This window comes from Methylobacter sp. BBA5.1 (assembly GCF_000746145.1).
Taxonomy (GTDB): domain Bacteria; phylum Pseudomonadota; class Gammaproteobacteria; order Methylococcales; family Methylomonadaceae; genus Methylobacter; species Methylobacter marinus.
Genome location: NZ_JQKS01000033.1, coordinates 1 through 24,419 on the forward strand (window position 1 = coordinate 1; position 24,419 = coordinate 24,419).

23 protein-coding genes and 2 tRNA genes are annotated in these 24,419 nt (G+C 53.4%); 14 read left to right on the forward strand and 11 right to left on the reverse strand.

All coding sequences use genetic code 11. From position 1 onward, the window contains the following. Positions 1-310 precede the first annotated feature (310 nt). Genes EK22_RS17425 through EK22_RS17435 form a run of 3 tightly spaced genes read left to right on the forward strand, consistent with a single transcriptional unit; the run spans position 311 to position 1,510 of the window. Positions 311-928 (forward strand): hypothetical protein, encoded by a 618-nt coding sequence (locus tag EK22_RS17425; protein ID WP_036253045.1) that lies wholly within the window; start codon positions 311-313, stop codon positions 926-928. Further along, positions 915-1,130, forward strand: coding sequence for a hypothetical protein (locus EK22_RS17430; RefSeq protein ID WP_036253047.1), 216 nt, complete (start codon positions 915-917; stop codon positions 1,128-1,130). Before EK22_RS17425 ends, EK22_RS17430 begins: the two co-directional genes overlap by 14 nt. Positions 1,131-1,168: 38 nt before the next feature. Then, the gene (locus EK22_RS17435) at positions 1,169-1,510 is read left to right on the forward strand and encodes a YciI family protein (RefSeq protein WP_020159660.1); all 342 of its coding nucleotides are present in this window, start codon (positions 1,169-1,171) and stop codon (positions 1,508-1,510) included. Between the two features lie 170 nt (positions 1,511-1,680). On the opposite strand, the gene purL is transcribed toward EK22_RS17435, so the two are convergent. From purL to EK22_RS17455, 4 genes are all read right to left on the reverse strand, one after another. After that, the gene (purL, locus tag EK22_RS17440; RefSeq protein ID WP_036253049.1) at positions 1,681-5,565 is read right to left on the reverse strand and encodes a phosphoribosylformylglycinamidine synthase; all 3,885 of its coding nucleotides are present in this window, start codon (positions 5,563-5,565) and stop codon (positions 1,681-1,683) included. A 275-nt stretch (positions 5,566-5,840) separates the two neighbouring features. Further along, the gene (bamC, locus tag EK22_RS17445) at positions 5,841-6,497 is read right to left on the reverse strand and encodes an outer membrane protein assembly factor BamC (protein WP_235209441.1); all 657 of its coding nucleotides are present in this window, start codon (positions 6,495-6,497) and stop codon (positions 5,841-5,843) included. Positions 6,498-6,501: 4 nt separating this feature from the next. After that, complete coding sequence (gene dapA, locus EK22_RS17450) at positions 6,502-7,377, reverse strand: 4-hydroxy-tetrahydrodipicolinate synthase (RefSeq protein ID WP_027147325.1); 876 nt, start codon at positions 7,375-7,377, stop codon at positions 6,502-6,504. Positions 7,378-7,476: 99 nt separating this feature from the next. Beyond that, a complete protein-coding gene (locus tag EK22_RS17455; RefSeq protein ID WP_020159656.1) occupies positions 7,477-7,920 on the reverse strand; it encodes a YaiI/YqxD family protein in 444 nt (147 codons plus the stop codon). A 115-nt stretch (positions 7,921-8,035) separates the two neighbouring features. Between EK22_RS17455 and EK22_RS17460 the strand changes: the two genes are divergently transcribed. Beyond that, the gene (locus EK22_RS17460; protein WP_020159655.1) at positions 8,036-9,796 is read left to right on the forward strand and encodes a DEAD/DEAH box helicase; all 1,761 of its coding nucleotides are present in this window, start codon (positions 8,036-8,038) and stop codon (positions 9,794-9,796) included. A 39-nt stretch (positions 9,797-9,835) separates the two neighbouring features. On the opposite strand, the gene dnaQ is transcribed toward EK22_RS17460, so the two are convergent. From dnaQ to EK22_RS17475, 3 genes are all read right to left on the reverse strand, one after another. Beyond that, the gene (gene dnaQ / locus EK22_RS17465; protein WP_036253053.1) at positions 9,836-10,561 is read right to left on the reverse strand and encodes a DNA polymerase III subunit epsilon; all 726 of its coding nucleotides are present in this window, start codon (positions 10,559-10,561) and stop codon (positions 9,836-9,838) included. Positions 10,562-10,588: 27 nt separating this feature from the next. Then, entirely contained in the window at positions 10,589-11,038 is a 450-nt protein-coding gene (locus tag EK22_RS17470) for a universal stress protein (RefSeq protein WP_036253054.1), read from the reverse strand. Positions 11,039-11,128: 90 nt separating this feature from the next. Then, positions 11,129-12,766 (reverse strand): multicopper oxidase family protein, encoded by a 1,638-nt coding sequence (locus tag EK22_RS17475; RefSeq protein ID WP_036253056.1) that lies wholly within the window; start codon positions 12,764-12,766, stop codon positions 11,129-11,131. Positions 12,767-13,139: 373 nt separating this feature from the next. Between EK22_RS17475 and EK22_RS24975 the strand changes: the two genes are divergently transcribed. After that, positions 13,140-13,283, forward strand: coding sequence for a hypothetical protein (locus tag EK22_RS24975; protein ID WP_020159651.1), 144 nt, complete (start codon positions 13,140-13,142; stop codon positions 13,281-13,283). A gap of 128 nt (positions 13,284-13,411) precedes the next feature. On the opposite strand, the gene EK22_RS23800 is transcribed toward EK22_RS24975, so the two are convergent. The 4 genes from EK22_RS23800 to EK22_RS17495 form a co-directional block, all read right to left on the reverse strand. Next, complete coding sequence (locus tag EK22_RS23800) at positions 13,412-13,786, reverse strand: glycine zipper 2TM domain-containing protein (RefSeq protein ID WP_036299481.1); 375 nt, start codon at positions 13,784-13,786, stop codon at positions 13,412-13,414. 255 nt (positions 13,787-14,041) lie between these two features. Further along, positions 14,042-14,117 (reverse strand) — tRNA-Phe (locus tag EK22_RS17485). A 42-nt stretch (positions 14,118-14,159) separates the two neighbouring features. Then, positions 14,160-14,235 (reverse strand) — tRNA-Phe (locus EK22_RS17490). Between the two features lie 62 nt (positions 14,236-14,297). Further along, a complete protein-coding gene (locus EK22_RS17495; protein WP_036253060.1) occupies positions 14,298-14,936 on the reverse strand; it encodes a DUF4126 domain-containing protein in 639 nt (212 codons plus the stop codon). Positions 14,937-15,113: 177 nt separating this feature from the next. Between EK22_RS17495 and hslV the strand changes: the two genes are divergently transcribed. The 9 genes from hslV (at position 15,114) to EK22_RS17540 (ending at position 24,415) form a co-directional block, all read left to right on the forward strand. Further along, a complete protein-coding gene (gene hslV, locus EK22_RS17500; RefSeq protein WP_027147324.1) occupies positions 15,114-15,662 on the forward strand; it encodes an ATP-dependent protease subunit HslV in 549 nt (182 codons plus the stop codon). 4 nt (positions 15,663-15,666) lie between these two features. After that, complete coding sequence (hslU, locus tag EK22_RS17505) at positions 15,667-16,992, forward strand: ATP-dependent protease ATPase subunit HslU (protein WP_027147323.1); 1,326 nt, start codon at positions 15,667-15,669, stop codon at positions 16,990-16,992. 4 nt (positions 16,993-16,996) lie between these two features. Further along, complete coding sequence (locus EK22_RS17510; protein WP_020159646.1) at positions 16,997-17,395, forward strand: gamma-butyrobetaine hydroxylase family protein; 399 nt, start codon at positions 16,997-16,999, stop codon at positions 17,393-17,395. Between the two features lie 16 nt (positions 17,396-17,411). Beyond that, positions 17,412-18,161 carry a bifunctional demethylmenaquinone methyltransferase/2-methoxy-6-polyprenyl-1,4-benzoquinol methylase UbiE gene (ubiE, locus tag EK22_RS17515; protein ID WP_020159645.1) on the forward strand — a complete coding sequence of 250 codons (750 nt, stop codon included), beginning with the start codon at positions 17,412-17,414 and terminating at the stop codon, positions 18,159-18,161. A gap of 1 nt (position 18,162) precedes the next feature. Then, entirely contained in the window at positions 18,163-18,789 is a 627-nt protein-coding gene (locus EK22_RS17520; RefSeq protein ID WP_020159644.1) for a ubiquinone biosynthesis accessory factor UbiJ, read from the forward strand. A gap of 75 nt (positions 18,790-18,864) precedes the next feature. Beyond that, positions 18,865-20,415 (forward strand): ubiquinone biosynthesis regulatory protein kinase UbiB, encoded by a 1,551-nt coding sequence (gene ubiB, locus EK22_RS17525; protein WP_020159643.1) that lies wholly within the window; start codon positions 18,865-18,867, stop codon positions 20,413-20,415. Between the two features lie 260 nt (positions 20,416-20,675). Further along, positions 20,676-21,848, forward strand: a complete 1,173-nt coding sequence (locus EK22_RS17530; protein ID WP_027147322.1) for a phosphoglycerate kinase — start codon at positions 20,676-20,678, stop codon at positions 21,846-21,848. 135 nt (positions 21,849-21,983) lie between these two features. Then, on the forward strand, positions 21,984-22,223 hold the full coding sequence (gene rpoZ, locus EK22_RS17535; RefSeq protein WP_036253062.1) for a DNA-directed RNA polymerase subunit omega: 240 nt from the start codon (positions 21,984-21,986) through the stop codon (positions 22,221-22,223). Between the two features lie 23 nt (positions 22,224-22,246). Beyond that, entirely contained in the window at positions 22,247-24,415 is a 2,169-nt protein-coding gene (locus EK22_RS17540) for a RelA/SpoT family protein (RefSeq protein WP_036253064.1), read from the forward strand. The last annotated feature ends 4 nt before the right edge of the window (positions 24,416-24,419 follow it).

A 24,419-nucleotide genomic window follows, 5' to 3' on the forward strand; every position in this document is an offset into this window, starting at 1 on the left:
CCATCGTGGCACGCAATATTCAGCGTTTGGGCGCCATGCTCCGCGAGCAAGAACAACAAGAAGCCGCTCGACGACGAGGCCCTTACAAAAAAGCGGCCTAAAGGCACGACTGGTGGCGGAAAAAAGGACGAAACACGGGAAAGGTGCGGCCAAAATTCGCCCGGAATAGCGGATTTGCACCATTGAGCACCACCAAAAGAGGAAATTGACTGACCTGCGCCGAAAAATGGCTGGAGTTAGGCTCAGTGAGTTGGCAGAATCATGAAAAAAAGCGAGTTTTCTTTCAGGCACTAAATAGGATAAATACAGAATGTTTGAAATAGATCATCTTATGATTGAGGTCGGTGACCCTTTGAAAGCTGCTAATAATGTAGCGGAACGGCTAGGTTTGCCTTTTGCATGGCCTTTAATGAAAAAAGATGAGTACACCAGCATTGGTGTGAATTTTGGTGATATAAATATCGAATTCATAAACTTTAGAGTCAGATTTGGAATTGAAGGTACGGCATTCAGAGGTTTCACTGGTATTGCATTTAAGGCCACGGATTCTCTAGAAGAGTCCATGAAGAGACTGAGCGCTTCTGAGATAAATTATCGGACCGGAGAGGAATGTCAGGCCCATACAACCCTTCCTATCGAAGAAAACCAGGTGTTTCCCACATTTTTTCTTGTTAAGTATCACTTTGATACTAGCGGCTGGATTGAACGACTTAAAAATGAATTTGCCGAGTGTTCTGGAGGGAAATTTCATATCGGACGTTTTAAATCCCTCTCCATTAACCAAAGAGCTCCAGCCAATTTGACAGATGAGTTTCAGATTAACGTCGGTGATAAGAACCAAATTTTCTTTGAATCACGCATTGGTGAAAATGCTGTTATTTCTGATTTGATTGAAAATTTGGAGATAGTAATCAATGGTAATCAATGAGGCCAGTGTCGTTGATTTAACCGCAAAGTTGTTGTTTTTGGCCAATGAAGACGAAGACTTGGCTTTATTGGGTATTGCTTTATTTAACAAGTCGATAGAAGGGACGCGCCGCCCATTGATGATTTTGGCGCTTGTTTTTTACCAAGGTTCAGCGGCTTCGTTTAAGCTCACAGAGCGGCGGCGCCCTTACCGTAAACGTTAGCTCAACCGGTCCGCCTGAAGACCGTTACAGGAGAAGTCATGACGCAGTATTTGATTGCTATTCACCACCCCGACGACTACGACCCGTTTGTCGCAGAGGACGAAGCGATGTCCCGCGACATTGACGCACTCAACGACGAAATGAAGGCTGCTGGTGTCAGAATTTTCGTTGGCGGCCTGCGCCCGGCAAGCAGCGCGAGGTCGCTGAGGGCGCAGCCCGATGGTGAGGTGCTCATCACCGACGGACCGTATCTGGAGACCAAGGAGCACGTGGGCGGTTTTTGGGTGCTGGAAGCCGCTGACCTGGACGAGGCGCTGGCATGGGGGCGTAAGGCTGCCGTCGCCTGTCGGGCGCCGGTCGAGGTGCGCCCGTTTCACTGACGGAAGCAACTCGTAAGGCGGATTCGCTTCAGCAATCCGCCATCACCAGTTCGGCAATGGCAGTTTGCTAGCGCGAAACTGCCCTACGTCCTCGGCGATTTTTTAAGCCGCACCACGGGCGCTGGAATCTTTAAGTCTGCGCGACCTCTGCACTATGATGGACAGAGTGTTTACCCCACCCAAACCCTGGCATTCCTGAACATGCGCATCCACGCGCCGTACTCCTGCCAGTCATCCGGATGCCATGAGTTTTGCAGCGTTCTGAAACAACGCTCCGGATGCGGCATCATGATGGTAAACCGGCCGTCGGCTGTGGTCAGGCCGGTAATGCCGAACGGCGAACCGTTGGGGTTGGCCGGGAACTGGGTCGTCACTTCGCCATAGTTGTCGACATAGCACAAAGCCACCGCTTCGGCATCCAGGGCCACGGTGGGGTCCATGGCGAATTCCGCGCGCCCTTCCCCATGGGCAATGGCTACAGGCATTCTGGAGCCTTCCATGCCGGCAAACAGGATGGACGGCGATTTTTTGACTTCCACCATGGCTACCCGCGCCTCGAACTGCTCGGAGGTATTGCGCATGAACCGCGGCCAGTGATCGGCGCCGGGAATGATGTCCTTCAATCCCGACATCATCTGGCAGCCATTGCAGACGCCCAGGCCGAATGTATCCTGGCGCTGGAAAAACGCCGCGAATTCATCGCGCGCGCGCGGATTGAACAGGATCGACTTGGCCCAGCCGCCGCCCGCGCCCAGCACATCGCCGTAGGAAAACCCGCCGCAGGCCACCAGTCCCCTGAATTCAGCCAGGCTGACGCGGCCTTCGATGATATCGCTCATGTGCACGTCGATGCTGGTAAAGCCGGCGCGATCGAACGCTGCCGCCATCTCGACATGGCCGTTGACGCCCTGCTCGCGCAAAATCGCGACCTTGGGCCTTGCAGCGGCAGCAAACGGCGCGCTGACATCGTCGTTAATATCGAAAGTCAACCGGGCATGCAGGCCCGGATCGTTATCGTCGGCAATGCGCTCGAACTGTTGCCTTGCGCAGTCCGGATTATCGCGCAGGGCCTGCATGCGGAAGCTGAGCTCAGACCAGATGGCCTGCAGTTCGGCACGGCCGGCCGAATAAATCAGTTGACCGGCATGACTGATCGTCAATTGCGGCTCTTCAACCACGTTGCCAATGACGTAGGTGCAATCGATCAGGCCGGCATCGCGCAGCAGGCCGATGACTTCCTGGCAATCGTTCTGGCGGATCTGGATCACGGCACCGAGTTCCTCATTGAACAGGGCGGCCAGCGCATCATCGCCCAGGCTGTCCAGCGTCATCGATACGCCCAGCCGTCCGGCGAACATCATTTCAGCGACGGTAGCCAGCAGGCCGCCGTCGGAGCGGTCATGATAAGCCAATATCTTGTCCTGGCTGCTCAACTCCTGAACCGCATCGAAGAAGGCTTTGAACAACGCGGGATCATCGAGATCGGGACAGTCGTTGCCGAGTTGTTTGTATACCTGTGCCAGCACGGAGCCGCCCAGGCGGTTTCTGCCCGCGCCCAGATCGATCAGGATCAACATGCTATGCTCGTCCGGCGCGGCTCTTAACTGCGGCGTCAGGGTTTTGCTGACGTCGGTCACCGGCGCGAATGCGGTGATGATCAACGACAACGGGGAGGTCATGGTTTTCTCGCCAACCTGGTCTTTCCAGACCGTCTTCATCGACAGCGAATCCTTGCCCACCGGTATGGCGATGCCCAATTGCGGGCATAACTCCATGCCGACCGCCTTGACGGTATCGAACAAGGCCGCATCCTCGCCCGGGAAACCCGCCGCCGCCATCCAGTTGGCGGACAGCTTGATTTTCCGCAACGACTCGACGCGCGCCGCCGCCAGATTGGTCAGAGCCTCGCCTATCGCCATGCGCCCGGAGGCCGGCGCGTCAATCACGGCAATCGGCGTGCGCTCGCCCATGGCCATGGCTTCGCCGGTCAAGGCATGGAAACCCGAGGCGGTCACGGCCACATCGGCCACCGGCACCTGCCAGGGGCCGACCATCTGATCGCGCGCTACCAGACCGGTCACGGAACGGTCGCCGATATGGATCAGAAAGCTTTTGTCGGCGACGGCCGGAAACGACAGCACACGCTTGACCGCTTCGTTCAGCTCGATGCCGGTCGTGTCCAGTGCCTTCAATTGAGGCTGCACATGCTCCGCCTGGCGGTGCATTTTCGGCGGCTTGCCGAATAGTACGGACATCGGCAGATCGACCGGCTTGTTGCCGAACCAGGCATCGTTCAGCAGCAAATGTTCTTCGTCCGTGGCTTCGCCTATCACGGCATACAGGCAATGCTCGCGTTCGCAGAAGGATTTGAACAGTTCCAGGGACTCGGGCTTGATGGCAACGACATAGCGTTCCTGCGCTTCGTTGCACCAGATCTGCATCGGCGACATGCCTTTATCGGCATTCTGTACGTCACGCAATTCGAAGCGGCCGCCGCGCTCGCAGTCATGAATGATTTCCGGCACGGCATTGGATAAGCCGCCTGCGCCGATATCGTGGATCGAAACAATCGGCGTGTCGTCGCCCAGAGAGTTGCAGTGGTTGATAACTTCCTGGCAGCGGCGTTCCATTTCCGGATTTTCGCGCTGCACGGAAGCGAAATCGAGCGTTTCGGAGCTCTCGCCGGAGGCCTGCGATGAGGCCGCGCCGCCGCCCAGGCCGATCAGCATGGCCGGGCCGCCCAGAATGATGATCAGCGAACCGGCCGGAATCGGCTGTTTTTTAACCAGCATCGGGCGGATATTGCCCACGCCGCCGGCGATCATGATCGGCTTGTGGTAGCCCCTGAATTCCTTGCCGTTGCCGCCCGGCGCGGGTTGCTCGAAGCTGCGGAAATAACCGGCCAGATTGGGCCGGCCGAATTCATTATTGAAGGCCGCGCCGCCGATCGGGCCTTCCAGCATGATATCGAGCGCCGAGGCGATGCGGTCAGGCTTGCCGTTATCGTCTTCCCAGGGCTGTATATACTCGGGCACTCTCAGATGCGATACGGAAAACCCGGTCAGGCCGGCTTTCGGCGTGGAGCCCCGCCCGGTCGCGCCTTCGTCCCGGATCTCGCCGCCGGAACCGGTTGCCGCGCCCGGATGCGGCGAAATAGCTGTGGGATGATTGTGCGTTTCCACCTTCATCAACACATGCGCCTCTTCTTCGACATAGGCATATTCACGGGTTTTGGCATCGCGAATAAAAACCTGCGCCGTCGAGCCTTCAATCACCGAGGCATTATCGCTGTAGGCCGACAAAATGCCCGCCGGGCTTTTTTCAGCCGTATTGCGTATCATGCGAAACAATGTCTGCGCCTGCGCTACGCCATCGATGGTCCAGTCGGCATTGAAAATCTTGTGGCGGCAATGCTCGGAGTTGGCCTGGGCGAACATCATCAATTCGACATCGGACGGATTGCGACCCAGGGCCTTGAAACTGTCGGTCAGATAGTCGATTTCATCATCCGACAAAGCCAGGCCCAATTCAGCATTGGCCTTGTCCAGCGCCTCACGGCCCTGCTCGATGACCGCCACGTTCACTAGCGGCTGGGGCTCGTGCTGGGCAAACAGATCCGGCTCGGCCTCGCCGTCCACCACGGTCTGCGTCATGCGGTCATGCAGCAGGGCCGCCAGGCGTTCCTTGATGTCGGCCGCCAACGGCGCCCGGGCATCGAGTACATATTCAACGCCTCGCTCAATGCGCTTGATGGTTGATAAACCACAGCGCTGGGCGATCTCGGTCGCTTTGCTGGACCAGGGAGAAATCGTGCCCGACCGCGGAATGACTAACAGGCGCTCAGTCCCGCTGACATTTAACGGTAGAGCAGAACCGTAGGACAGCAAGCGGTCCAATACCGCCGCCTGGCCGTCATCCAGATCATTTTCCAGATCGACGAAGTGCACAAACCGTGCCGAGACCGCATTGATCATTGGGTCTATAGCCTGCAGCTCAGCCAGCAGCTTTTGAACGCGAAAGTCAGAAAGTGCAGAGGTTCCGGGGATTTTTAACATAGAGATAACAATGAAGAATTAGAAAAATAGGTTGTGAAGCGAGTTCGGCCGTTTCGGCTTTGCAAGTGCGCTAAACACTTTAGGCACGGCAATGAAATAAGAACCGCGGAGGCAGGATTTCTGTTCCTGTTCAAGGCGTATAACCAGCTTTGTAACTGGTTGCGCAACGCCGAAGAGGGACGGAAAGACCAGTCAGCTGCGGGAATTATAAAACTCACGTTTCTTAGTAGACACATTGTTTACGCGGCCGCACTCTGCACAACGTTAAACGAAGCTTATTCAGGCTGATCAGTGGACATGGTTTCCTGCAGCAAGGTCAGCAATCTTAAACCGGGACCTTCGGATAACGGTTGCCGATCCGCATCCAGAACAACCACTTCCGAGTGCCGGTTGTTGGCTACCAGCTTGAGGATATATTCCTTCTCCTCGCTCTGAAGGCCTCGAAACAGAAAGACAACCTCATCCCAGATGGAACCGTCCTCCACAGCCTGCTCATCCGGGTCGTAATGAACATGAAACAGCGCGTCTTCCTGATTGCGCTCGGTGACTTCCAGCGAGTTCCGGCTTAGCGCCTTGCCGACCATGCGCCAGGCTCTCGCGACCGGCGCACCGATGCGCAGACGGGTTTCACCCGTTTCGAATTTAACCAGTTCCACCGGAATGACACGCGGCGTTTCGGCCTCTTCTTCCGCTGAAGGTTCAGCAGGCGCCGCAGCCGGCTGGCCGGGCACAGGCTCTGTTGAATCGGCAGCGGGAGCGCTTAATTCGGCATTCTTGTCCAGATCGGGCGGCAGTTTCAGAGGGGGAATTTCAGTGGTGAACTGATAATCTTTTTCCTTGTCCGGAAAATAGCTTTTAATATACGAACAGGCCGTCACGTTACCCAGCACGGCGGCAATAACCACGAGCGATCCTAATCTGGATTTCATCATGTGCCTATATGACTTCAGCCTGGCGCATCGCCTCGCGCACGGCGGGGAAACATTCCTCGGTCAGCCAGGTTAACGGCAGGCGTATGCCTTTGCCCATCAGGCCCATTTCGGCAACAGCCCATTTGACCGGAATCGGATTGGACTGAATAAACAGATTTTTATGCAGGCCAGCCAGTTTGGCGTCAATCGCCGAAGCCGTTTCGCTATCGCCGTTGATCGCCGCCATAATCATTTCATGGACCAGTTTGGGCGCCACATTGCCGGTCACAGTGATTGTGCCGTTACCGCCCAACAGGCAGAATTCCCGGCTGGTCGCATCGTCGCCGGTATAGATCGCGAAATCGTTGCCCGTCAACTCGCGGATTTTTTTAACACGGGACAGGTCGCCGGTCGCTTCCTTAACACCGACGATATTTTTAACACGGGACAGGCGGCCAACCGTTTCCGGCAGCATATCGCAGGCCGTACGGCCGGGCACGTTATATAAAATCTGCGGGATATCGACGGCCTCGGCGATGGCTTTATGATGCAGATACAGGCCTTCCTGGGTCGGCTTGTTGTAATAAGGCGTCACGATCAGGCAGGCATCGGCGCCGACTTCCTTGGCCCGGCGTGTCAGGTTGATCGCTTCAGTGGTCGCGTTTGCGCCGGTTCCGGCAATGACAGGGATTCGGCCATCGACATAATCGACAACCCACTTTATAACTGCACAATGTTCGTCCTCGTCCAGCGTCGCTGACTCGCCTGTCGTGCCTACCGCAACGATCGCGTCCGTGCCCTGCTCAATATGATATTCCACTAATTTTTTCAGACTGTCCCTGTCCACTGCACCGCTTTCATCCATCGGCGTTACTAAAGCTACGATACTACCTTGAATCATGAAATCTCTCGATCAGAATTAATACAGTTACAAAACCGTCGCCATTATAACAAGCAAATAAGCAAAACTCAGCCTGTAAGCACAAATTACGCTATAACCTCAATATTTAGCCAGCAACCTGTCCAGAGCATTGGCAAAATCCTGCTTGTCGCGCGCACCGAGCGGTGCCGGCCCGCCCGATAGCTGCCCGGCGCTGCGCAATTCGTCCATGAGATCGCGCATGGCCAGCCGGTCTTTGATGTTGTCCTTGGTATAAAGCTCGCCCCGCGGATTAAGGGCATGGGCGTTTTTCGCAATCACCTCGGCCGCCAGCGGGATGTCGGCGGTAATCACCAGATCGTTTTCCTGCAGGTGCTGGACGATGTAGTTATCGGCCACATCAAAACCGCCCGACACCTGCACGGCACGAATCAGCCGCGAAGGCGGCGCGGCCAGAAAATGGTTGGCGACGAGGATCAGTTCCAACTGCTTGCGCCCGGCCGCGCGATACAAAATATCCTTGATCACGTTAGGACAAGCGTCCGCATCCACCCAGATTTTCATATTTTCCCTCAAGCTCGATCAATTTATGCAAATGCCAATATAATGCGGTACAATGCCCGGTTATACAAACATTCCTCTGCGCACACGCGCCTTCTATCTTTCTACAGGTAAATTCATGTCCAACGATGTTTCAACATTACCCTCTTTCCGTGACTTAGCACTGAGCGAACCGGTGCTACGCGCATTGGATGATGTCGGTTATGAAACACCCTCGCCGATTCAGGCACAAACAATCCCGCACTTGATGGCAGGCAAAGACGTTCTGGGGCAGGCACAAACAGGCACGGGTAAAACGGCGGCCTTTGCGTTGCCCATCCTTTCACGACTGGACCTCAAACAAAAAGATCCTCAGGTTCTGGTTCTGGCGCCAACGCGCGAACTGGCCATTCAGGTGGCGGAAGCGTTTCAGCGCTATGCCGCTCACTTGAAAGGCTTCCATGTTCTGCCCATATACGGCGGACAGGATTACAGTTCCCAACTACGCCATCTTAAGCGCGGCGCTCATGTCGTGGTCGGCACGCCGGGCCGGGTCATGGACCACATGCGCAAGGGCACATTGAGGCTGGACGGCCTGAATTATCTGGTCCTGGACGAAGCTGACGAAATGCTGCGCATGGGCTTTATCGATGATGTGGAATGGATACTTGAGCAGATTCCGGAACAGCGTCAAATTGCGTTGTTTTCAGCGACCATGCCAACGGCCATCCGTAAAATCGCGCAGAAATATCTGGTTGATCCGGTTCAGGTCACGATCAAAGTCACGACTACCTCGGCCGAAAACATACGGCAACGCTATTGGATGGTCAGCGGCGTGCACAAGCTGGACGCGTTGACACGCATTCTGGAAGTCGAAACCTTCGACGGCATGATTATCTTCGTCAGAACCAAGACCGCCACCGTGGAACTGGCCGAGAAACTGGAAGCGCGCGGTTTTTCCGCCGCCGCGATCAACGGCGATATGTCACAGGCCTTGCGCGAGCGCGCGATTGCCAATCTGAAAAACGGCAAGCTGGACATTCTGATCGCGACCGACGTGGCCGCTCGCGGCCTGGACGTGGACCGTATCACGCATGTCGTCAACTATGACATCCCTTACGATACCGAATCCTATGTTCATCGCATCGGCAGAACCGGCCGCGCGGGACGCACCGGCGACGCCATTCTGTTTATCGCGCCGCGGGAAAAAAAGCTGCTCGCCAATATAGAAAAAGCGACCAAGCAAAAAGTTGAGGAAATGGGCCTGCCTTCGACCGAAATCATCAACAACAAGCGTATCGCCCGCTTCAAACAGAACATTACCGATACCCTGGCGGCCGAGGAACTGAGCTTTTTCAGCCAACTGCTGGACCAATACCAGCAGGAACATAATGTTTCGGCGCTCGAAATAGCCGCCGCCCTGGCTAAGATGGTTCAAGGCGATACACCGCTGCTGATGCAACCGCCCAAAAAGACCAAGGCAAGCCGGGAAGACAGGCCGGACCGGTCGCGAAAGGAAGACAGCGCCCCGAGAGAGCGCAAGTCCAGACGCGGCGGCGCGGGCATCGAAATGGAGCTGTTCCGCATCGAAGTCGGCCATAGCCATGGCGTAAAGCCCGGCAACATTGTCGGCGCCATAGCCAATGAGACAGGACTTGATGGCGAACACATCGCGCGCATTAAAATTGAAGATAATTACAGCATGGTGGAACTGCCTGCCGGCATGCCCAAGACACTGTTTCAGGAGTTGAAGAAAGTCCGGGTCGCCGGCCAACCGCTTAATATATCAAGAATTGAATCGGGTTCCAGAAAAATGGATGACGACAGTAAAAAAGCGGCAAAAAGCAAAAAAAGAATGAGTTCCACGTCCAAGCGAGCAAAGTCAAAATCCGCTGAATGATGAAATTCCGCGGGCGGCCAATCGGTCGCCCGCAACGATTCAAACCAACTGATTCCAGATGCAGGCACCGCTGGCTTTTTCGACAGCTTCCAGACGCTGCTGATGCGCCCGCAGTTCTTCTTCATTACAACGAATGACTTTCAGTGCCGGGCGATCGGCCGGCAAAACGCTGTACACCGTATTCGTGCTGACCGCCTCCTGTTCCGACAACCCTTCGTCAAGCAAGGAGAACTGCCCGCCAGTCATTATCAGGAACACATCGGCCAGAATCTCGGCATCCAGCAACGCGCCGTGCAAATCGCGGTGGCTGTTATCAATACCATAGCGTTTACACAGCGCATCCAGACTGTTTCTCTGCCCGGGATGCTTCTGGCGGGCATACGTCAGCGTATCGAATACCTCGCTGTAATCGACGACACTGCCGGTTCCGTTATTGAGCAAGGCGAATTCATGATTGATAAACCCGACATCGAACGGCGCATTGTGAATGATCAATTCGGCGCCGCGGATAAACGCGATAAAATCTTCGACAATAGCCTCGAAACGCGGCTTATCCTCTAAAAATTCATTGGTAATGCCATGAACCTCGATGGCCCCCTGATCAATAACGCGGTCAGGATTGATATAAACATGAAACCGATTTTGCGTCAGACGGCGGTTCACCAGTTCCACGCAGCCGATTTCAATGATTCTATGCCCTTCCTGAGGATTAAGTCCGGTAGTTTCGGTATCCAAAACCACCTGCCTGACTTTCGGCTTTGTCATATTTTTACTCTAATATTATATAAACGCTTATGGCTCATCATCCCTTAACCTAACTGCCATGACATCACAGCTAGCATTATGCAGGACGCTATTCGCCGTTGAACCCAATAATAATGCCAGGCCATGCCGACCATGCGAACCCAGCACGATCAGATCGACCTGTTCGCGTTCGGCGATCGATACAATCTCCTGATGAGGCACTCCCCAGACCAACCACCGATCGGCAGACTCGATGCCCAGCTTATCCGCTATTTGCACCAACCGGGATTTCTTCTCTTCCAACAGATCATAGCCCGAATCGCGATCCAGCGGAATCACAGTGCCATAAGCCGTATCCGACATGGGGATATCATCCAGCACATGGATAATGCTCAGTCGGGACCGGTATTGTTTCGCCAGCATCCTGGCTTTACGGACCACCGTATCATCATGACCGGAATAATCCACAGCCAGTAAAATATGTTGATAATCACCCATGACCTGATTTTTGATAACTTAAAACGGTTAAGTGTACCGCCATTTGCAGAGGATCATTAATCAGTTTTTTTCGCGATGTGCAAAACAACCTTATTTAATGAGGAAATCGCGCATCATGCCCATATCTTCATGCTCGAGATTATGACAGTGGTACATAAAGATCCCGGTATAATCGTTAAAAGGCTTTAAAATCGTGACCTTCTCTCCCGGCATAACCAGCACCGTATCTTTCCAGCCGCTGTCGACAAAACCCGCCGCTACCGATTCATGCGCCGACCTGAAACCCGGGTTAATTTCGCGCCTCAGCACCTGGAACTGCTCACCGTGAATATGCATGGGATGCGGCATCGCCATCATGCCTCCCATGCCCATGCCCATCCCGCCGCTAAAACCATTATCGAATGTTATAACTTGCAGAGTATTGACCGGAATGATTTCATCGGGCCGAACATCATCCATCGCGTACGAGCGTCCGTTTAGTAAAGCGGACATATGACGCATGGACAAGAGAATGTTTCTGGGATTGTCAGCATTGGCGGCATCCTGCAAGCGCAACGGCTTGATAGTCGTCAGGCGTTCAGGCAATTTATCCTGCGCCTGCGCCTGCCTGGAAACCTTGACCTTCAACACAGCATAATCGCCGCCTAAAGGCAAATCGCCGCCCGACATCATGCCGCGCCCTCCCATCATGCCTCGCCCACCCATCATGCCTCGGCCTCCCATCATGCCGCGCCCACCCATCATGCCACCGCCATGCATGGAGGATTCAAACGGAAGACTGCGCAGGTTCAGCTCAGTCCCTACCGGTTTACCGCTGAAATCCACCCAGATCTCGCGCCGTTCTCCCGGAGCCAGCATCATATAAGCATGTTGCTCCGGATGTTCCAGCAATCCGCCATCCACGCCAATGACCGTCATAGGGGTACCATCATCCCAAGCCAATTTATAAATGCGCGAATTAGAGCCGTTCAGCAACCTTAATCGATAGGCCCGGGTGGCAACCGGCAAGATATAATCGGGCTGGCCATTGATCATAATCTGATCGCCCAGAAACCCCTGCATGCGCTGCATCATATGGTTGTTGTAATGCAGCTGATTCTGATTGTCGAAACTGCGGTCCTGAATTGCAAGCGCGACATCATATTCGCCCTTGGGCAAATCCAGTGCCTGCTCTTCCGCGTCACTGACGATAAAGAGCCCCGCCAGACCTGAATAAACCTGTTTGGCGGTAACACTATGCGTATGGGCATGGTACCAATAGAATCCGGCCCGATTCAGAATGGTAAACTCATAGACGAATGCCTGCCCCTGATCAACGGCATACATGGGATTGCCGTCCATTTTGGAAGGAACATGCAAACCGTGCCAATGCAAAATGGATTGGGCCGGCAAATTGTTTTTCAGAATGATCCTGACCTTCTGCCCTTTTTGCAGGCGTATGGTGGGCGCGATATAGCTCGCCGCATGATTTTCTATCGCGGCTTCAGGCCCTTTCAATACCTTGCCGGAGACTTTCCAGATTCGCGTTTCAGGACCTTTGAAGATAGGAACATGGGCAACTTCCTGCGTTAATTCAATTTCCACATCCGGATCGAAATCTTTTGATGCCTGATTGCCCATCGCCATGCTTTCGGCATAGGACAAAAATGGGTAAGCAGCAGCCATTGCAGCCGTGAGTCCAGCATACTTCAACAGTTTGCGGCGCTGAATGTTAATCGTGTTTGGCATTTGGGTACTCCGGATATTGAGCAAAATTACTTTATAGTGATTTTGTAATACACAAAGTCCGGCATGTAAAGCTGAATTCTTAAATAGATACGGTTACCGCGATATGGTCAATCCGGGCGAATCCCGGCTGGTAACTGAGAAACCCTGACTATCGCGAGCTTAAAAAAGGTCCATTTCCGTATGACATCTCAGTCACTTATTACCGGACAACCATAATGCAACTTGACTGACAATCTGCTGAGCACCTTATGATTGCTTCATAAAAGGAAATAATTTATCTAGTTTTTTCCGCATTGTTAATCCGGAAATATCCGTATAGTCTCAATCGAAGTTACCCAAAGAACTAATTTAAAACTTTAAAGAGGATATTGACATGAATGACTTTCGAAAAGATATTCTGATCGGCCTGATCTTCATCGCCGGTGTTTTTGGTTTTATATCAGGTGAGTTTGTTATTTCGACCATACTGTTTGCATCCGCCGCCATTGCCGGCAACGTGATACATTACCAAGATTAAGACGAGCGTTACCGCCTGAATTACCTTGTTTAAACGCGTAACAAAGAAAAACCGATGCGTTTATCCTATCAGCCTGTTTGGAAACTCCCGACCCTATGGGTCAGGAGTTTTTTTATGATCCTGAAGAATTAATAGCGATTGCCGAGATAAGATCCGGCCGCCGCCCCGAGGCCGGCTGCTATTGGATCGCCATGCCCCATTTCATACCCCAGGGCACTGCCTACGACACCGCCGACAAGCCCTGCCCCCGTGCGCTGATCATAGTAGCCTCTGCCCGGATAGGGCGCCGGATAATAGTTAACCTGGGGCTGCGGGTGATAATGATGCACCACAGGCGGCGCGTAATAATGATGAACCTCTGCGCGCGGATAATAACCTCTGTCATGATGATGGTGATGATGACCGCGGTGGTGATGGTGATGGTGATGACCTCCAGCAGACGCGTAAGATGAATATCCAGCTATTGCCAGGGTCAGTTGCGTTAAGATGAATATTTTTTTCATTTTATCCCTCGCCATTAATGACTCAAGTTAAACCTAACCGGACGATACCGTTAAGTTTCGGTTTTAATTATTTTGGCGAGATTTTATGCCAGATTTCTTAACGCTAACTGAACAGGATTCCTGTTATAAATATATTTTTGAGAATACCGATCTTTACTGAGGTTTTTAGCTGAGGCGAATGCTCCAGCCGGCATATATCCTGCTCCCGGCTGAAACAAAAAAGGCCCCGATAAAAATCGGAGCCTTTGGAATTCATGGTGCCCAGGGGCGGAATCGAACCGTCGACACGAGGATTTTCAGTCCTCTGCTCTACCGACTGAGCTACCTGGGCATTCTTGAGATGTTACCGTTATTCTTGTTGATTTTTTTGTAATGGTGCCCAGGGGCGGAATCGAACCGTCGACACGAGGATTTTCAGTCCTCTGCTCTACCGACTGAGCTACCTGGGCAGTACTACAAAAGAGCGCCATTAAACCCGATTCTCTGATTCCCGTCAATAAAAAATATGATTTTATTCCTGGGACTCCGCGTTCAGCGGTCGCTCGTCCCTTCGAAACAGACTGATAATAAAGCGGAATACCTTTTTTACACCCGCCCAGATCCGCGGCAATAACCAGATCATCAACAGGACAAACAATACCAGGACCGCTAAGAACAGCAGTGGATGATTGATACAAGCCCAAACCCCGCCAATAACGGCAATATCCTCGCCTACGGATGCAACCCAGTTGCTGAAGGGCTCCGGCGAAGTATTGATCAGCACGCGCGTGCCGGCTTTGGTTGCATGCGTGCCTGCCGCCAGACCGCCTCCCAATATTGCCGCCGCCAACTCAACCGCCGGATTTAAATCGCCAACGGCGCCGGCAGCCAGCATCGCGCCGGCAGGGATGCGGATAAACGTATGTATCGTGTCCCAACCGGTATCGACGCCGGGCACCTTATCAGCGAAAAACTCAATAAAATACATAACCCCGGCCGCCCCCATGACCACCGGGTTAGCGACTATCTGCAAATCCGGCGGCAAATTCAAATTGCCGGTATTGGCAAGATAGCCCAGCATAAACAAGGTTGCATAAAGATTGATACCGCTGGCCCAAGCCAGTCCCATTGTCAATGCCAGCGTAGTTGATATTTGATCCAGCGCTTCCATTAAAGAGTCCTTTATTTGAAATTTGTCTCAGCATAGCCTATTTTGCTGAACTTCCAATAAACACAAAAATCTTAATCTCCGTTACACCAAGTAAACGGAGCACTTTATTTTTTACCACATTTGAACCCAGACCATGTAGAATTGGCACCATCATTTTCGTAACTTTGGGATTTTAAAGTGAGTTTTAGAGGTACAACCATACTTTCTGTTCGCCGCGGCGACAAAGTGGTGATTGGCGGTGATGGCCAGGTCACTTTAGGCAATACGGTCATGAAGGGCAACGCCCGCAAAGTACGCCGCCTATACCACGACAAGGTTATTGCCGGTTTTGCCGGCGCTACGGCGGATGCGTTCACCTTGTTCGAGCATTTTGAAGGCAAGCTGGAAAAGCACCGAGGCAACCTGACTCGCGCTGCGGTCGAAATGGCTAAAGACTGGAGGACCGATCGCGCATTGCGCAAACTGGAAGCCCTGCTGACCATTGCCGATGCAAAAACGTCATTGATTCTTTCCGGTACCGGAGATGTCATTGAACCTGAGCATGACTTGATGGCTATCGGTTCCGGCGGCGCTTTCGCGCAGGCAGCCGCGCGCGCTTTACTGGAAAATACCGATTTGAGCGCCCGCGAAATTGTCGAAAGATCGTTAAGAATAGCTGGCGACATCTGTATTTATACCAACCACAACTTGACCATCGAAGAATTGGACGCAGAACCTAACGAGTAAACGAATGACTCAGATGACACCTAAAGAAATTGTAAGCGAGCTGGATAAACATATTATCGGCCAGGCCAGCGCCAAGCGCTCTGTCGCTATCGCGTTGCGCAATCGCTGGCGCCGCCAACAGATTGATGCCGTTTTACGCGAGGAAATCACTCCGAAGAATATTTTAATGATCGGACCTACCGGCGTCGGTAAAACCGAGATCGCTCGTCGTCTGGCGCGTCTGGCCAACGCCCCTTTCATTAAAATTGAAGCCACCAAATTTACCGAAGTTGGTTATGTCGGCCGCGATGTTGAATCGATTATCCGCGACCTGGTCGACACCGCCGTTAAAATGACGCGCATGGCGGAAATGGAAAAAGTTCAGAATCGCGCTTACGATGCGGCCGAGGAAAAGGTGCTGGATATTCTGCTACCAAGAGCCGGCAGCGGCATGCTGTCCGATACCGAGGAAGCGACCCGTCAGAAAATGCGCAAAAAATTGCGCGAGGGCGACCTGGATGACAAGGAAATAGAAGTCGACGTGCATGTAGCCCCGGTAGGCGTCGAAATCATGGCGCCGCCCGGCATGGAGGAAATGACCAGCCAGTTGCAAGGCATGTTCCAAAACCTGAGCACGGGCAAAAGAAAATCCCGCAAGATGAAAGTCAGCAACGCATTAAAGGTGCTTCAGGAAGAAGAAGCCGCCAAGCTGGTTAATGAAGATGACATCAAACTGCGCGCCGTGGAAGCCGTCGAACAGAACGGCATTGTCTTCCTCGATGAAATCGACAAGATCTGCAAACGCTCCGAAATGGGCGGCAGCGGCGGCGAAGTTTCCCGCGAAGGCGTGCAGCGTGACCTGTTGCCGCTGGTTGAAGGCAGCACCGTCAGCACCAAATACGGCACCATCAAAACCGATCACATCCTGTTTATCGCATCCGGTGCCTTCCATTTGACCAAACCCTCGGACCTGATTCCCGAACTGCAAGGCCGGTTTCCCATCCGTGTCGAACTCGATGCGCTGACCGCCGAGGATTTCGTGCGCATCCTGACCGAACCGAATGCTTCATTGACCGAACAGTATCAAGCTTTGCTGGCGACGGAAGGCGTTTCGGTGACGTTTGCTCCCGACGGCATTCAACGCATTGCCGAACTGGGTTTCCAGGTTAATGAAAAAACGGAAAACATCGGTGCCAGGCGACTGCATACGATACTGGAACGGCTGTTGGAAGACATTTCCTATGACGCGCCCGACCTCACTGAAAAATCCATCGTTATCGATGCCGCTTATGTCGACGGACAACTCGCCGAGTTTGTTCAGGATGAAGATCTGAGCCGTTATATTCTGTAATTTTATGCGCCTGACTGTACAACCCTGCAATACCATACCTACTGAAATAAAGCTGCATCAGGTTTCCCGCCTGCTTGAAATCAGTTTTGACGATGGCAGCGTTTTCACGCTGCCCTATGAATATCTGCGCGTCTATACCCCTTCGGCCGAAGCGGTCGGCCACGCACCGGGCCAGGAAGTGCTGCAGGTCGGCAAGGAAGACGTCACGATCGTGGAAATCAAGCCGATGGGCAACTATGGCATCGCGCCTGCGTTCAGCGACGGCCATGGCAGCGGCATTTATACCTGGGATCTGTTGTACAAACTGGGCGCGGAATACCCCGCTTTATGGGCCGTCTACCTGCAGCGCCTGGAGGCAGCCGGCCATCAACGCAACGCATCGACACCATCTACAGAGCAATAACATACCAAGCATGACAATGACAAATGACAACACCACCCATTTCGGTTTCAGACAGGTAGCCAAGGAAGAAAAAGTCAACCTGGTGCGCGGCGTGTTTGATTCCGTGGCAGGACAGTACGACATCATGAACGATTTGATGTCGATGGGCATCCATCGCATCTGGAAGCGCATTGCCGTCCAACTGAGCAATGTGCGCAAGGACGAACGGGTGCTCGATCTGGCCGGCGGCACCGGCGACCTGACCATGCTGTTCGAAAAACGCGTCGGCAAGGACGGCCAGGTGGTTTTGGCCGATATCAACTCAGAAATGCTGCGCACAGGCCGCGATCGCCTGATTGACAAAGGACTGATCGGCAACATCCGCTATGCGCAAGTCAATGCCGAATGCCTGCCCTTTGAGGACAATACCTTTGATTGCGTCTGCATCGGCTTTGGCCTGCGCAACGTAACCGACAAGGACGCCGCTTTGCGTTCCATGTACAGGGTATTGAAACCCGGCGGCCGCGTCATCGTGCTGGAATTCTCACACCCGACCGACAAGGTCACGGAGAAAGTCTACGATTTTTATTCGTTTAATCTGCTGCCCAAAATCGGCAAGATCGTGGCCAAGGATGAAGACAGCTACCGCTACCTGGCCGAATCCATACGCATGCATCCGAAACAGGATGAACTGAAAAAAATGATGGAAAACGCCGGTTTCGAGCGTTGCGAATATTTCAACTTGACGCAGGGCATCGTGGCCGTGCACAGAGGTTATAAAATCTAGCATGGCCATCAAACCGTTACTGGCCGGCGTGCTGGAAACCGCGCTTAACCAGTACCTGGCACTGGATCAGGACAGCCGCTATTTTCTGGAACCGTTGGCCGGCAAGGTCATTGCCGTCACGATCCTGCCGTTCAATGAAACCATTTACCTGTGTCCGACGACAGAATCCATTCAGTGCCTGGATCATTTTCCCGGCCAGCCCGACACCCGCCTGACCGGTTCGGTCTGGGCATTGGGCCTGATGGGGCTCAGTGCCAAACCGATGCGCTCAGTGTTTTCCGGCGAGGTGAAAATTGAGGGTGATGTCCATACCGGCCGTAAATTTCAAGAACTGTTCGACAAACTGGACATCGATCTGGAAGAAAAACTGTCGCACTTCACCGGCGATATTATCGCACATCAGGTCAGCCGCTTTTTCCGCGCCGGACAGCGCTGGGGGAAGGATTCCATCGAATCCTTCAGGCTGAATACCGCGGAATTCCTGCAGGAAGAAACCCGCGATTTGCCGGCCGGACCGGAAATGGAAATTTTTTATCACCAGGTCGATGAATTGCGCACTGATTTTGACCGCCTGTTAAGTAGAGTTGAACGTCTGGACCATGCGTTAGCCAATTTAAAGCAGAAATAATCCAGCCTTGCCTTATTGACACCCTCTTTGGCGAGCGCGAGAAGCCGTGCCCGCCTACAAACCAAAGGTAAATACGTGATCCGCCCTAAATTATTATTGCGCCTGATCCATATTAACTGGGTCCTGGTCTTTCACGGCCTGGACGAAATTGTTTTAAAAACCCATTTATTCCGCCCCATTCGTTTTCTGGCCGTTTTCTCGCCCAACTACTGGCTCAAACATCAAACCGCCCCGCGTGGCGTGCGCATACGGCGCGCATTGGAAGACCTGGGTCCTATTTATGTCAAATTCGGCCAGGCGCTGTCGACCCGGAAAGACCTTTTGCCTGACGACATTGCCGATGAACTGGTCAAGCTGCAGGACAGGGTTCCGCCGTTTCCCAATGAAACCGCGCGCGGCATCATTGAACAGGAACTCGGCATGCCCATCTCGGAGGCTTTCGCCGAATTCAGTCCCGAACCCTTGGCCTCGGCCTCGGTCGCGCAGGTGCATACGGCCGTGTTGCACAGCGGTGAGCGGGTCGTCGTCAAGGTCTTGCGTCCCGATATTGAAGAACGCATTCACTCCGACGTAGGCCTGCTTTATGAACTGGCCCGCTTCGCCGAAAAATTCTGGCCTGAAGCGAGACGACTGCGGGCGCTGGAAGTTGTTGCCGAGTTTGAAAAAACCACACTGGATGAACTTAACCTGGTCAGGGAGGCGGCCAATGCGACCAAACTGCGCCGCAACTTCGAGGGCTCGGATATTATTTACATCCCGGAAATCCACTGGCCGCTGACGCGCGAGAAAGTCATGGTCATGGAACGCATTCAAGGCATTCCGGTTGGCGAAATCGCCGCGCTGCGGGAAGGCGGCGCCGATTTCAAGCTGCTGGCCGAACGCGGCGTGGAAATCTTTTTCACGCAGGTCTTCCGCGACAACTTTTTTCACGCCGACATGCATCCCGGCAATATTTTCGTCGATCTGCCGGCCAAATACATCGCCGTCGATTTCGGCATCGTCGGTTCCCTGTCCCTGTCCGATCAGCGCTACCTGGCCGAGAATTTCCTGGCTTTTTTCAATCGCGATTACCGCCGGGTCGCGCAAATGCATGTCGAGTCCGGCTGGGTCCCCGGCACAACCCGCATAGAAGAGTTCGAATCGGCCATACGCAGCGTGTGCGAGCCGATCTTCGAAAAGCCGCTCAAAGATATTTCTTTCGGACAGTTGCTGCTGCGCCTGTTCCAGACCGCGCGGCGTTTCGACATGCACGTGCAGCCGCAACTGGTCTTGTTGCAGAAAACCCTGCTCAACATCGAAGGACTGGGGCGCGAGCTCTATCCCGATCTCGACTTGTGGCAAACCGCCAAGCCTTTCCTGGAAAGATGGTTTCATGAGCGCCTGGGGCCTAAAGCCAAAATCGACAGAATCGTCAAACAGTTTCCGGAACTGGCCGAGCAATTTCCGGAAATTCCATCACTGATCTATAAAGCGCTGGACAATGCCGCTCACGCCAGGCCCAATGCCGAAGCGCACAACCGCGAACTGGTACTGCTGCGTCAACAGATGGAACATAATCATCGCCGGACGGTATGGGCTATTCTGGTCAGCGCGGTTATGATCAGCATGGCGGTTTTGTTTCGGTAACTGATTCGGCGTACGGATAGTTTTATCCGGTCGCCGGTCAAGTACCCGCGAGAAGAGCAAGAAGCGGTCGGCTTTTCTTTGAGGCACTGCTAATATAGGACCCATATTTGTACGAATTCACTTGTGCCTCAGGCAATATTCGCGCTAAACGAGCGGCACGGCATTAAAGACAGCAGATGTCCCCGGTCGAATGCGCAGGTTTAATGCATAAATCAGTTGTAAAAAAATACCAATAAATAACACAAACAGGAGAGTCTACTATGTCGATTAAGAGAATGGTCGATCTGGGTTTATCAGGCAAACGCGTACTGATTCGCCAGGATTTGAATGTGCCCGTGAAAAACGGCAAGGTCACCAGCGACATCCGCATTCAGGCCAGCGTGCCGACAATTAAACAAGCCCTGGAGGCAGGCGCCGCCGTCATGTTGCTGTCACATCTGGGCCGGCCCGTTGAAGGCCAGTATTCGGAAGACGCGTCATTGAAACCGGTGGCCGAGCGTTTGTCGGAATTGCTCGGCCAGCCTGTCAGACTGGAAAAAGACTGGCTGGACGGCATTGACATCAAGCCCGGCGAAGTCGTACTGTGCGAAAACGTGCGCTTTAACGCCGGCGAAGGTAAAAACAGCGATGAATTGGGCCGCAAAATGGCCGCGCTCTGCGATGTTTTTGTCATGGATGCCTTCGGCACCGCGCACCGGGCGCAGGCCTCGACGCACAGCGTCGCCAAGTACGCGCCTGTCGCCTGTGCCGGCCCTTTATTGGCCAGCGAACTGGACGCGCTGGGCAAGGCGCTGGAAACGCCGGTCAAACCGTTGGTCGCCATTGTCGGCGGCTCCAAAGTATCGACCAAACTGACGGTCCTGAAATCGTTGTCTGAAAAAGTCGATCAACTGATCGTCGGCGGCGGTATTGCCAATACCTTTATTGCAGCCGCGGGTTTTCCGGTCGGCAAATCGCTGTACGAAGAAGACCTGGTTGAAGAGGCCAAACAGCTGATTGAACAGGCCAGGCGCAACAGCTCGGACATTCCCATACCGGTCGATGTCGTTTGCGCGAAGGAATTCTCGGAAACCGCCATCGCTTCAGTTAAGAAAGTCGAGGACGTTGAAGCCGATGACTTGATTATGGACATCGGCCCCGAAACGGCAAAACACTATGCGCAATTGCTGAAATCGGCCGGCACTATCGTCTGGAACGGCCCGGTCGGCGTGTTCGAGTTCGACCAGTTCGGCAACGGTACAAAGTCGCTGGCCAAGGCTATTGCCGAAAGCAGCGCCTTCTCGATCGCCGGCGGCGGCGATACGCTCGCGGCCATCGACAAATACGGCATTAATGATGATATCTCTTATACTTCCACGGGCGGCGGCGCCTTCCTTGAATTTCTTGAAGGCAAGGAACTTCCGGCCGTTTCTATTTTAAAATCACGAGCATAGAGGTTTAAGTCCGGCGGTGTTTTTTATATAATGCACCGCTCCTCCCTTTCAGTCAGCTTAAGATGGCAGAAATGAAACGGTTCTCCATCAGTCCGGTCAAATGGATTGATTTTCTTAATTTATTAGGTTTAAAAAATGGCCAGAGTCACGATCGAAGATTGTTTAGAAAACGTAGAAAACCGCTTTAAGCTGGTTTTATTAGCCAGCACCCGGGCGCGTCAGCTCAGCAAAGGCGCGGATGAATTCGTTACGCGCAATAAAGACAAAGATACGGTTGTCGCATTACGTGAAATCGCGGCGGGCCATGTCACCCCTGAAAATGTCAACCTGCTGCATCGCGCTGGCGAGAGTCACGATACCGGCACCATGTTTTAAGCCCTGACCGTATTGAATTGACCATGTTGAATATAGCCGACACAATTGAGCTTGAACGCCCTCAGGACAAACTGATCCGGCGTTTGTGCGAAACTTTGAGCGGCTATCTGGATCAGTCCCAGATCGATGAAATTGTCCGTGCCTATGAATTCAGCGCCTCCGCTCATGCCGGCCAATTTCGCAAAAGTGGCGAAGCCTATATCTGCCACCCTATTTCCGTTGCCATCAGCCTGGCTGAAATGCGCATGGATGCGCATGGCATCATGGCGGCGATTCTGCACGATGTCATTGAAGACACCCCGATCAGCAAAAAAGAATTAGCCAACCAGTTCGGCCCGGAAGTGGCGGAACTGGTCGACGGCGTCACCAAGCTCACCAAAATCGACAGCAAATCGCATGCCGAAGCGCAGGCCGAGAATGTCCGCAAAATGTTTATGGCCATGGCCAAGGATTTGCGCGTCATCATGGTTAAACTGGCGGACCGGCTGCACAACATGCAGACTCTCGGCGCCATGAAGGTGGAAAAAAAGCGCCGCATCGCCCGCGAAACGCTGGATATTTATGCGCCCATTGCCAACCGCCTGGGCATGAACAATATCCGGCACAAGCTCGAGTCGCTGGGCTTTGAGGCGCTGTATCCCTTGCGCCATGCCATTTTAAAGAACGCGGTCAAAAAAGCCCGCGGCAATCGCCGCAAGATTGTCGATACCATTGAAAGCGCGATAAAAAACCGCCTGGAACAGGCCGGACTGCACTGTGAAGTGGCTGGACGGGAAAAAAATCTTTACAGCATTTACCAGAAAATGCTGAACAAAAAAATTTCTTTTTCCGATGTTTTCGATGTCTATGCCTTCAGGATTTATTGCGACAATGTCGACAATTGTTACCGCGTATTAGGCATCGCACACAACCTGTACAAGCCGATTCCGGGCCGGTTCAAGGATTACATCGCCCTGCCCAAGGCCAATGGTTATCAATCCCTACACACCATCCTGATCGGTCCTTACGGCGTGCCCATTGAAATCCAGATCAGAACGCACGAAATGCACCGCATGTCGGAATCGGGCATTGCCGCGCACTGGCTGTACAAATCCGATGACGACAAATCCGAAAAATTTCAGGCTGGCGCCAACGAATGGCTCAGGGAGTTGCTGGAAATTCAGAAATCGGCCGGCGATTCGCTGGAGTTCATCGATAACCTGAAAGTCGATCTTTTCCCGCAGGAAGTGTTCGTGTTTACACCGCAGGGCGGCATTATCAAATTGCCGCGCGGCGCGACCATTATTGATTTCGCCTATGCCGTCCATACCGATATCGGCAATGCCTGCGTTTCCGCACGCATCGACAAGCAACTGGTGCCGCTGCAATCGACGCTGGAAAACGGCGTCACGGTGGAGGTCATTACCGCCTCCTGGGCCCGGCCCAACCCGCTGTGGCTCAACTATGTCATTACCGCCAAGGCCCGTTCCAGCATACGTACCTATCTAAAGCATTTCAAGCAACAGGAAGCCATCAATCTCGGCCGCCGTTTGCTGGAAAAAGAGCTGCAAGCCATGCATTTGCATCTTGAAAACATCGAGCAGGACCGGATACTGGGGCTGCTCGATGCGATGTCCATTCAGAGCCTGGATGAACTGCTCGAAGACATCGGGCTGGGCAACAAAATGCCGTTCCTGATTGCCAAGCGCCTCACGCAGGACGACGTGCACGCGGCAGTCAAACTCGATAACAGCGATAGCGGGGTAAGAAACCCGCTGATCATCAAGGGCACCGAAGGCATGGTCATCACGCTGGCAAAATGCTGCCGGCCGATTCCGGGCGATTCGATCATCGGCTTTTTCAATCCCGGCCGCGGCATTGTTGTGCATCACCATGAATGCCGCAACCGCATTGATGCCAGAAAAAAACAGACCAGCTGGCTGGATGTGGAATGGAGTCCGGATGCCATCGGCGACTTCCCGGCCGAAATTCGCATAGAAATACTGAATCAGCGCGGCTCCCTGGCGACAATCGCATCGACGATCTCCGAATTGAATTCAAACATCGAAAATGTCACCGTGGTCGACCAGGATGACCGCGTTTCCGTCGACTTGATCACCTTGACGGTCAAGGACCGCGTGCATCTGGCCCGGATTATGCGCAGGCTGAAGGAATTATCGATCGTACTGAAAATCACGCGGGTCAAAGCTTAGGGCC

Excerpts from the sequence above, each read along its gene's own strand:
- EK22_RS17425 (WP_036253045.1), top strand. The coding sequence starts at position 311 with ATGTTTGAAATAGATCATCTTATGATTGAGGTCGGTGACCCTTTGAAA.
- EK22_RS17430 (WP_036253047.1), top strand. The coding sequence starts at position 915 with ATGGTAATCAATGAGGCCAGTGTCGTTGATTTAACCGCAAAGTTGTTG.
- EK22_RS17435 (WP_020159660.1), top strand. The coding sequence starts at position 1,169 with ATGACGCAGTATTTGATTGCTATTCACCACCCCGACGACTACGACCCG.
- purL (WP_036253049.1), bottom strand. The coding sequence starts at position 5,565 with ATGTTAAAAATCCCCGGAACCTCTGCACTTTCTGACTTTCGCGTTCAA.
- bamC (WP_235209441.1), bottom strand. The coding sequence starts at position 6,497 with ATGATGAAATCCAGATTAGGATCGCTCGTGGTTATTGCCGCCGTGCTG.
- dapA (WP_027147325.1), bottom strand. The coding sequence starts at position 7,377 with ATGATTCAAGGTAGTATCGTAGCTTTAGTAACGCCGATGGATGAAAGC.
- EK22_RS17455 (WP_020159656.1), bottom strand. The coding sequence starts at position 7,920 with ATGAAAATCTGGGTGGATGCGGACGCTTGTCCTAACGTGATCAAGGAT.
- EK22_RS17460 (WP_020159655.1), top strand. The coding sequence starts at position 8,036 with ATGTCCAACGATGTTTCAACATTACCCTCTTTCCGTGACTTAGCACTG.
- dnaQ (WP_036253053.1), bottom strand. The coding sequence starts at position 10,561 with ATGACAAAGCCGAAAGTCAGGCAGGTGGTTTTGGATACCGAAACTACC.
- EK22_RS17470 (WP_036253054.1), bottom strand. The coding sequence starts at position 11,038 with ATGGGTGATTATCAACATATTTTACTGGCTGTGGATTATTCCGGTCAT.
- EK22_RS17475 (WP_036253056.1), bottom strand. The coding sequence starts at position 12,766 with ATGCCAAACACGATTAACATTCAGCGCCGCAAACTGTTGAAGTATGCT.
- EK22_RS24975 (WP_020159651.1), top strand. The coding sequence starts at position 13,140 with ATGAATGACTTTCGAAAAGATATTCTGATCGGCCTGATCTTCATCGCC.
- EK22_RS23800 (WP_036299481.1), bottom strand. The coding sequence starts at position 13,786 with ATGAAAAAAATATTCATCTTAACGCAACTGACCCTGGCAATAGCTGGA.
- EK22_RS17495 (WP_036253060.1), bottom strand. The coding sequence starts at position 14,936 with ATGGAAGCGCTGGATCAAATATCAACTACGCTGGCATTGACAATGGGA.
- hslU (WP_027147323.1), top strand. The coding sequence starts at position 15,667 with ATGACTCAGATGACACCTAAAGAAATTGTAAGCGAGCTGGATAAACAT.
- EK22_RS17510 (WP_020159646.1), top strand. The coding sequence starts at position 16,997 with ATGCGCCTGACTGTACAACCCTGCAATACCATACCTACTGAAATAAAG.
- ubiE (WP_020159645.1), top strand. The coding sequence starts at position 17,412 with ATGACAAATGACAACACCACCCATTTCGGTTTCAGACAGGTAGCCAAG.
- EK22_RS17520 (WP_020159644.1), top strand. The coding sequence starts at position 18,163 with ATGGCCATCAAACCGTTACTGGCCGGCGTGCTGGAAACCGCGCTTAAC.
- EK22_RS17530 (WP_027147322.1), top strand. The coding sequence starts at position 20,676 with ATGTCGATTAAGAGAATGGTCGATCTGGGTTTATCAGGCAAACGCGTA.
- rpoZ (WP_036253062.1), top strand. The coding sequence starts at position 21,984 with ATGGCCAGAGTCACGATCGAAGATTGTTTAGAAAACGTAGAAAACCGC.
- EK22_RS17540 (WP_036253064.1), top strand. The coding sequence starts at position 22,247 with ATGTTGAATATAGCCGACACAATTGAGCTTGAACGCCCTCAGGACAAA.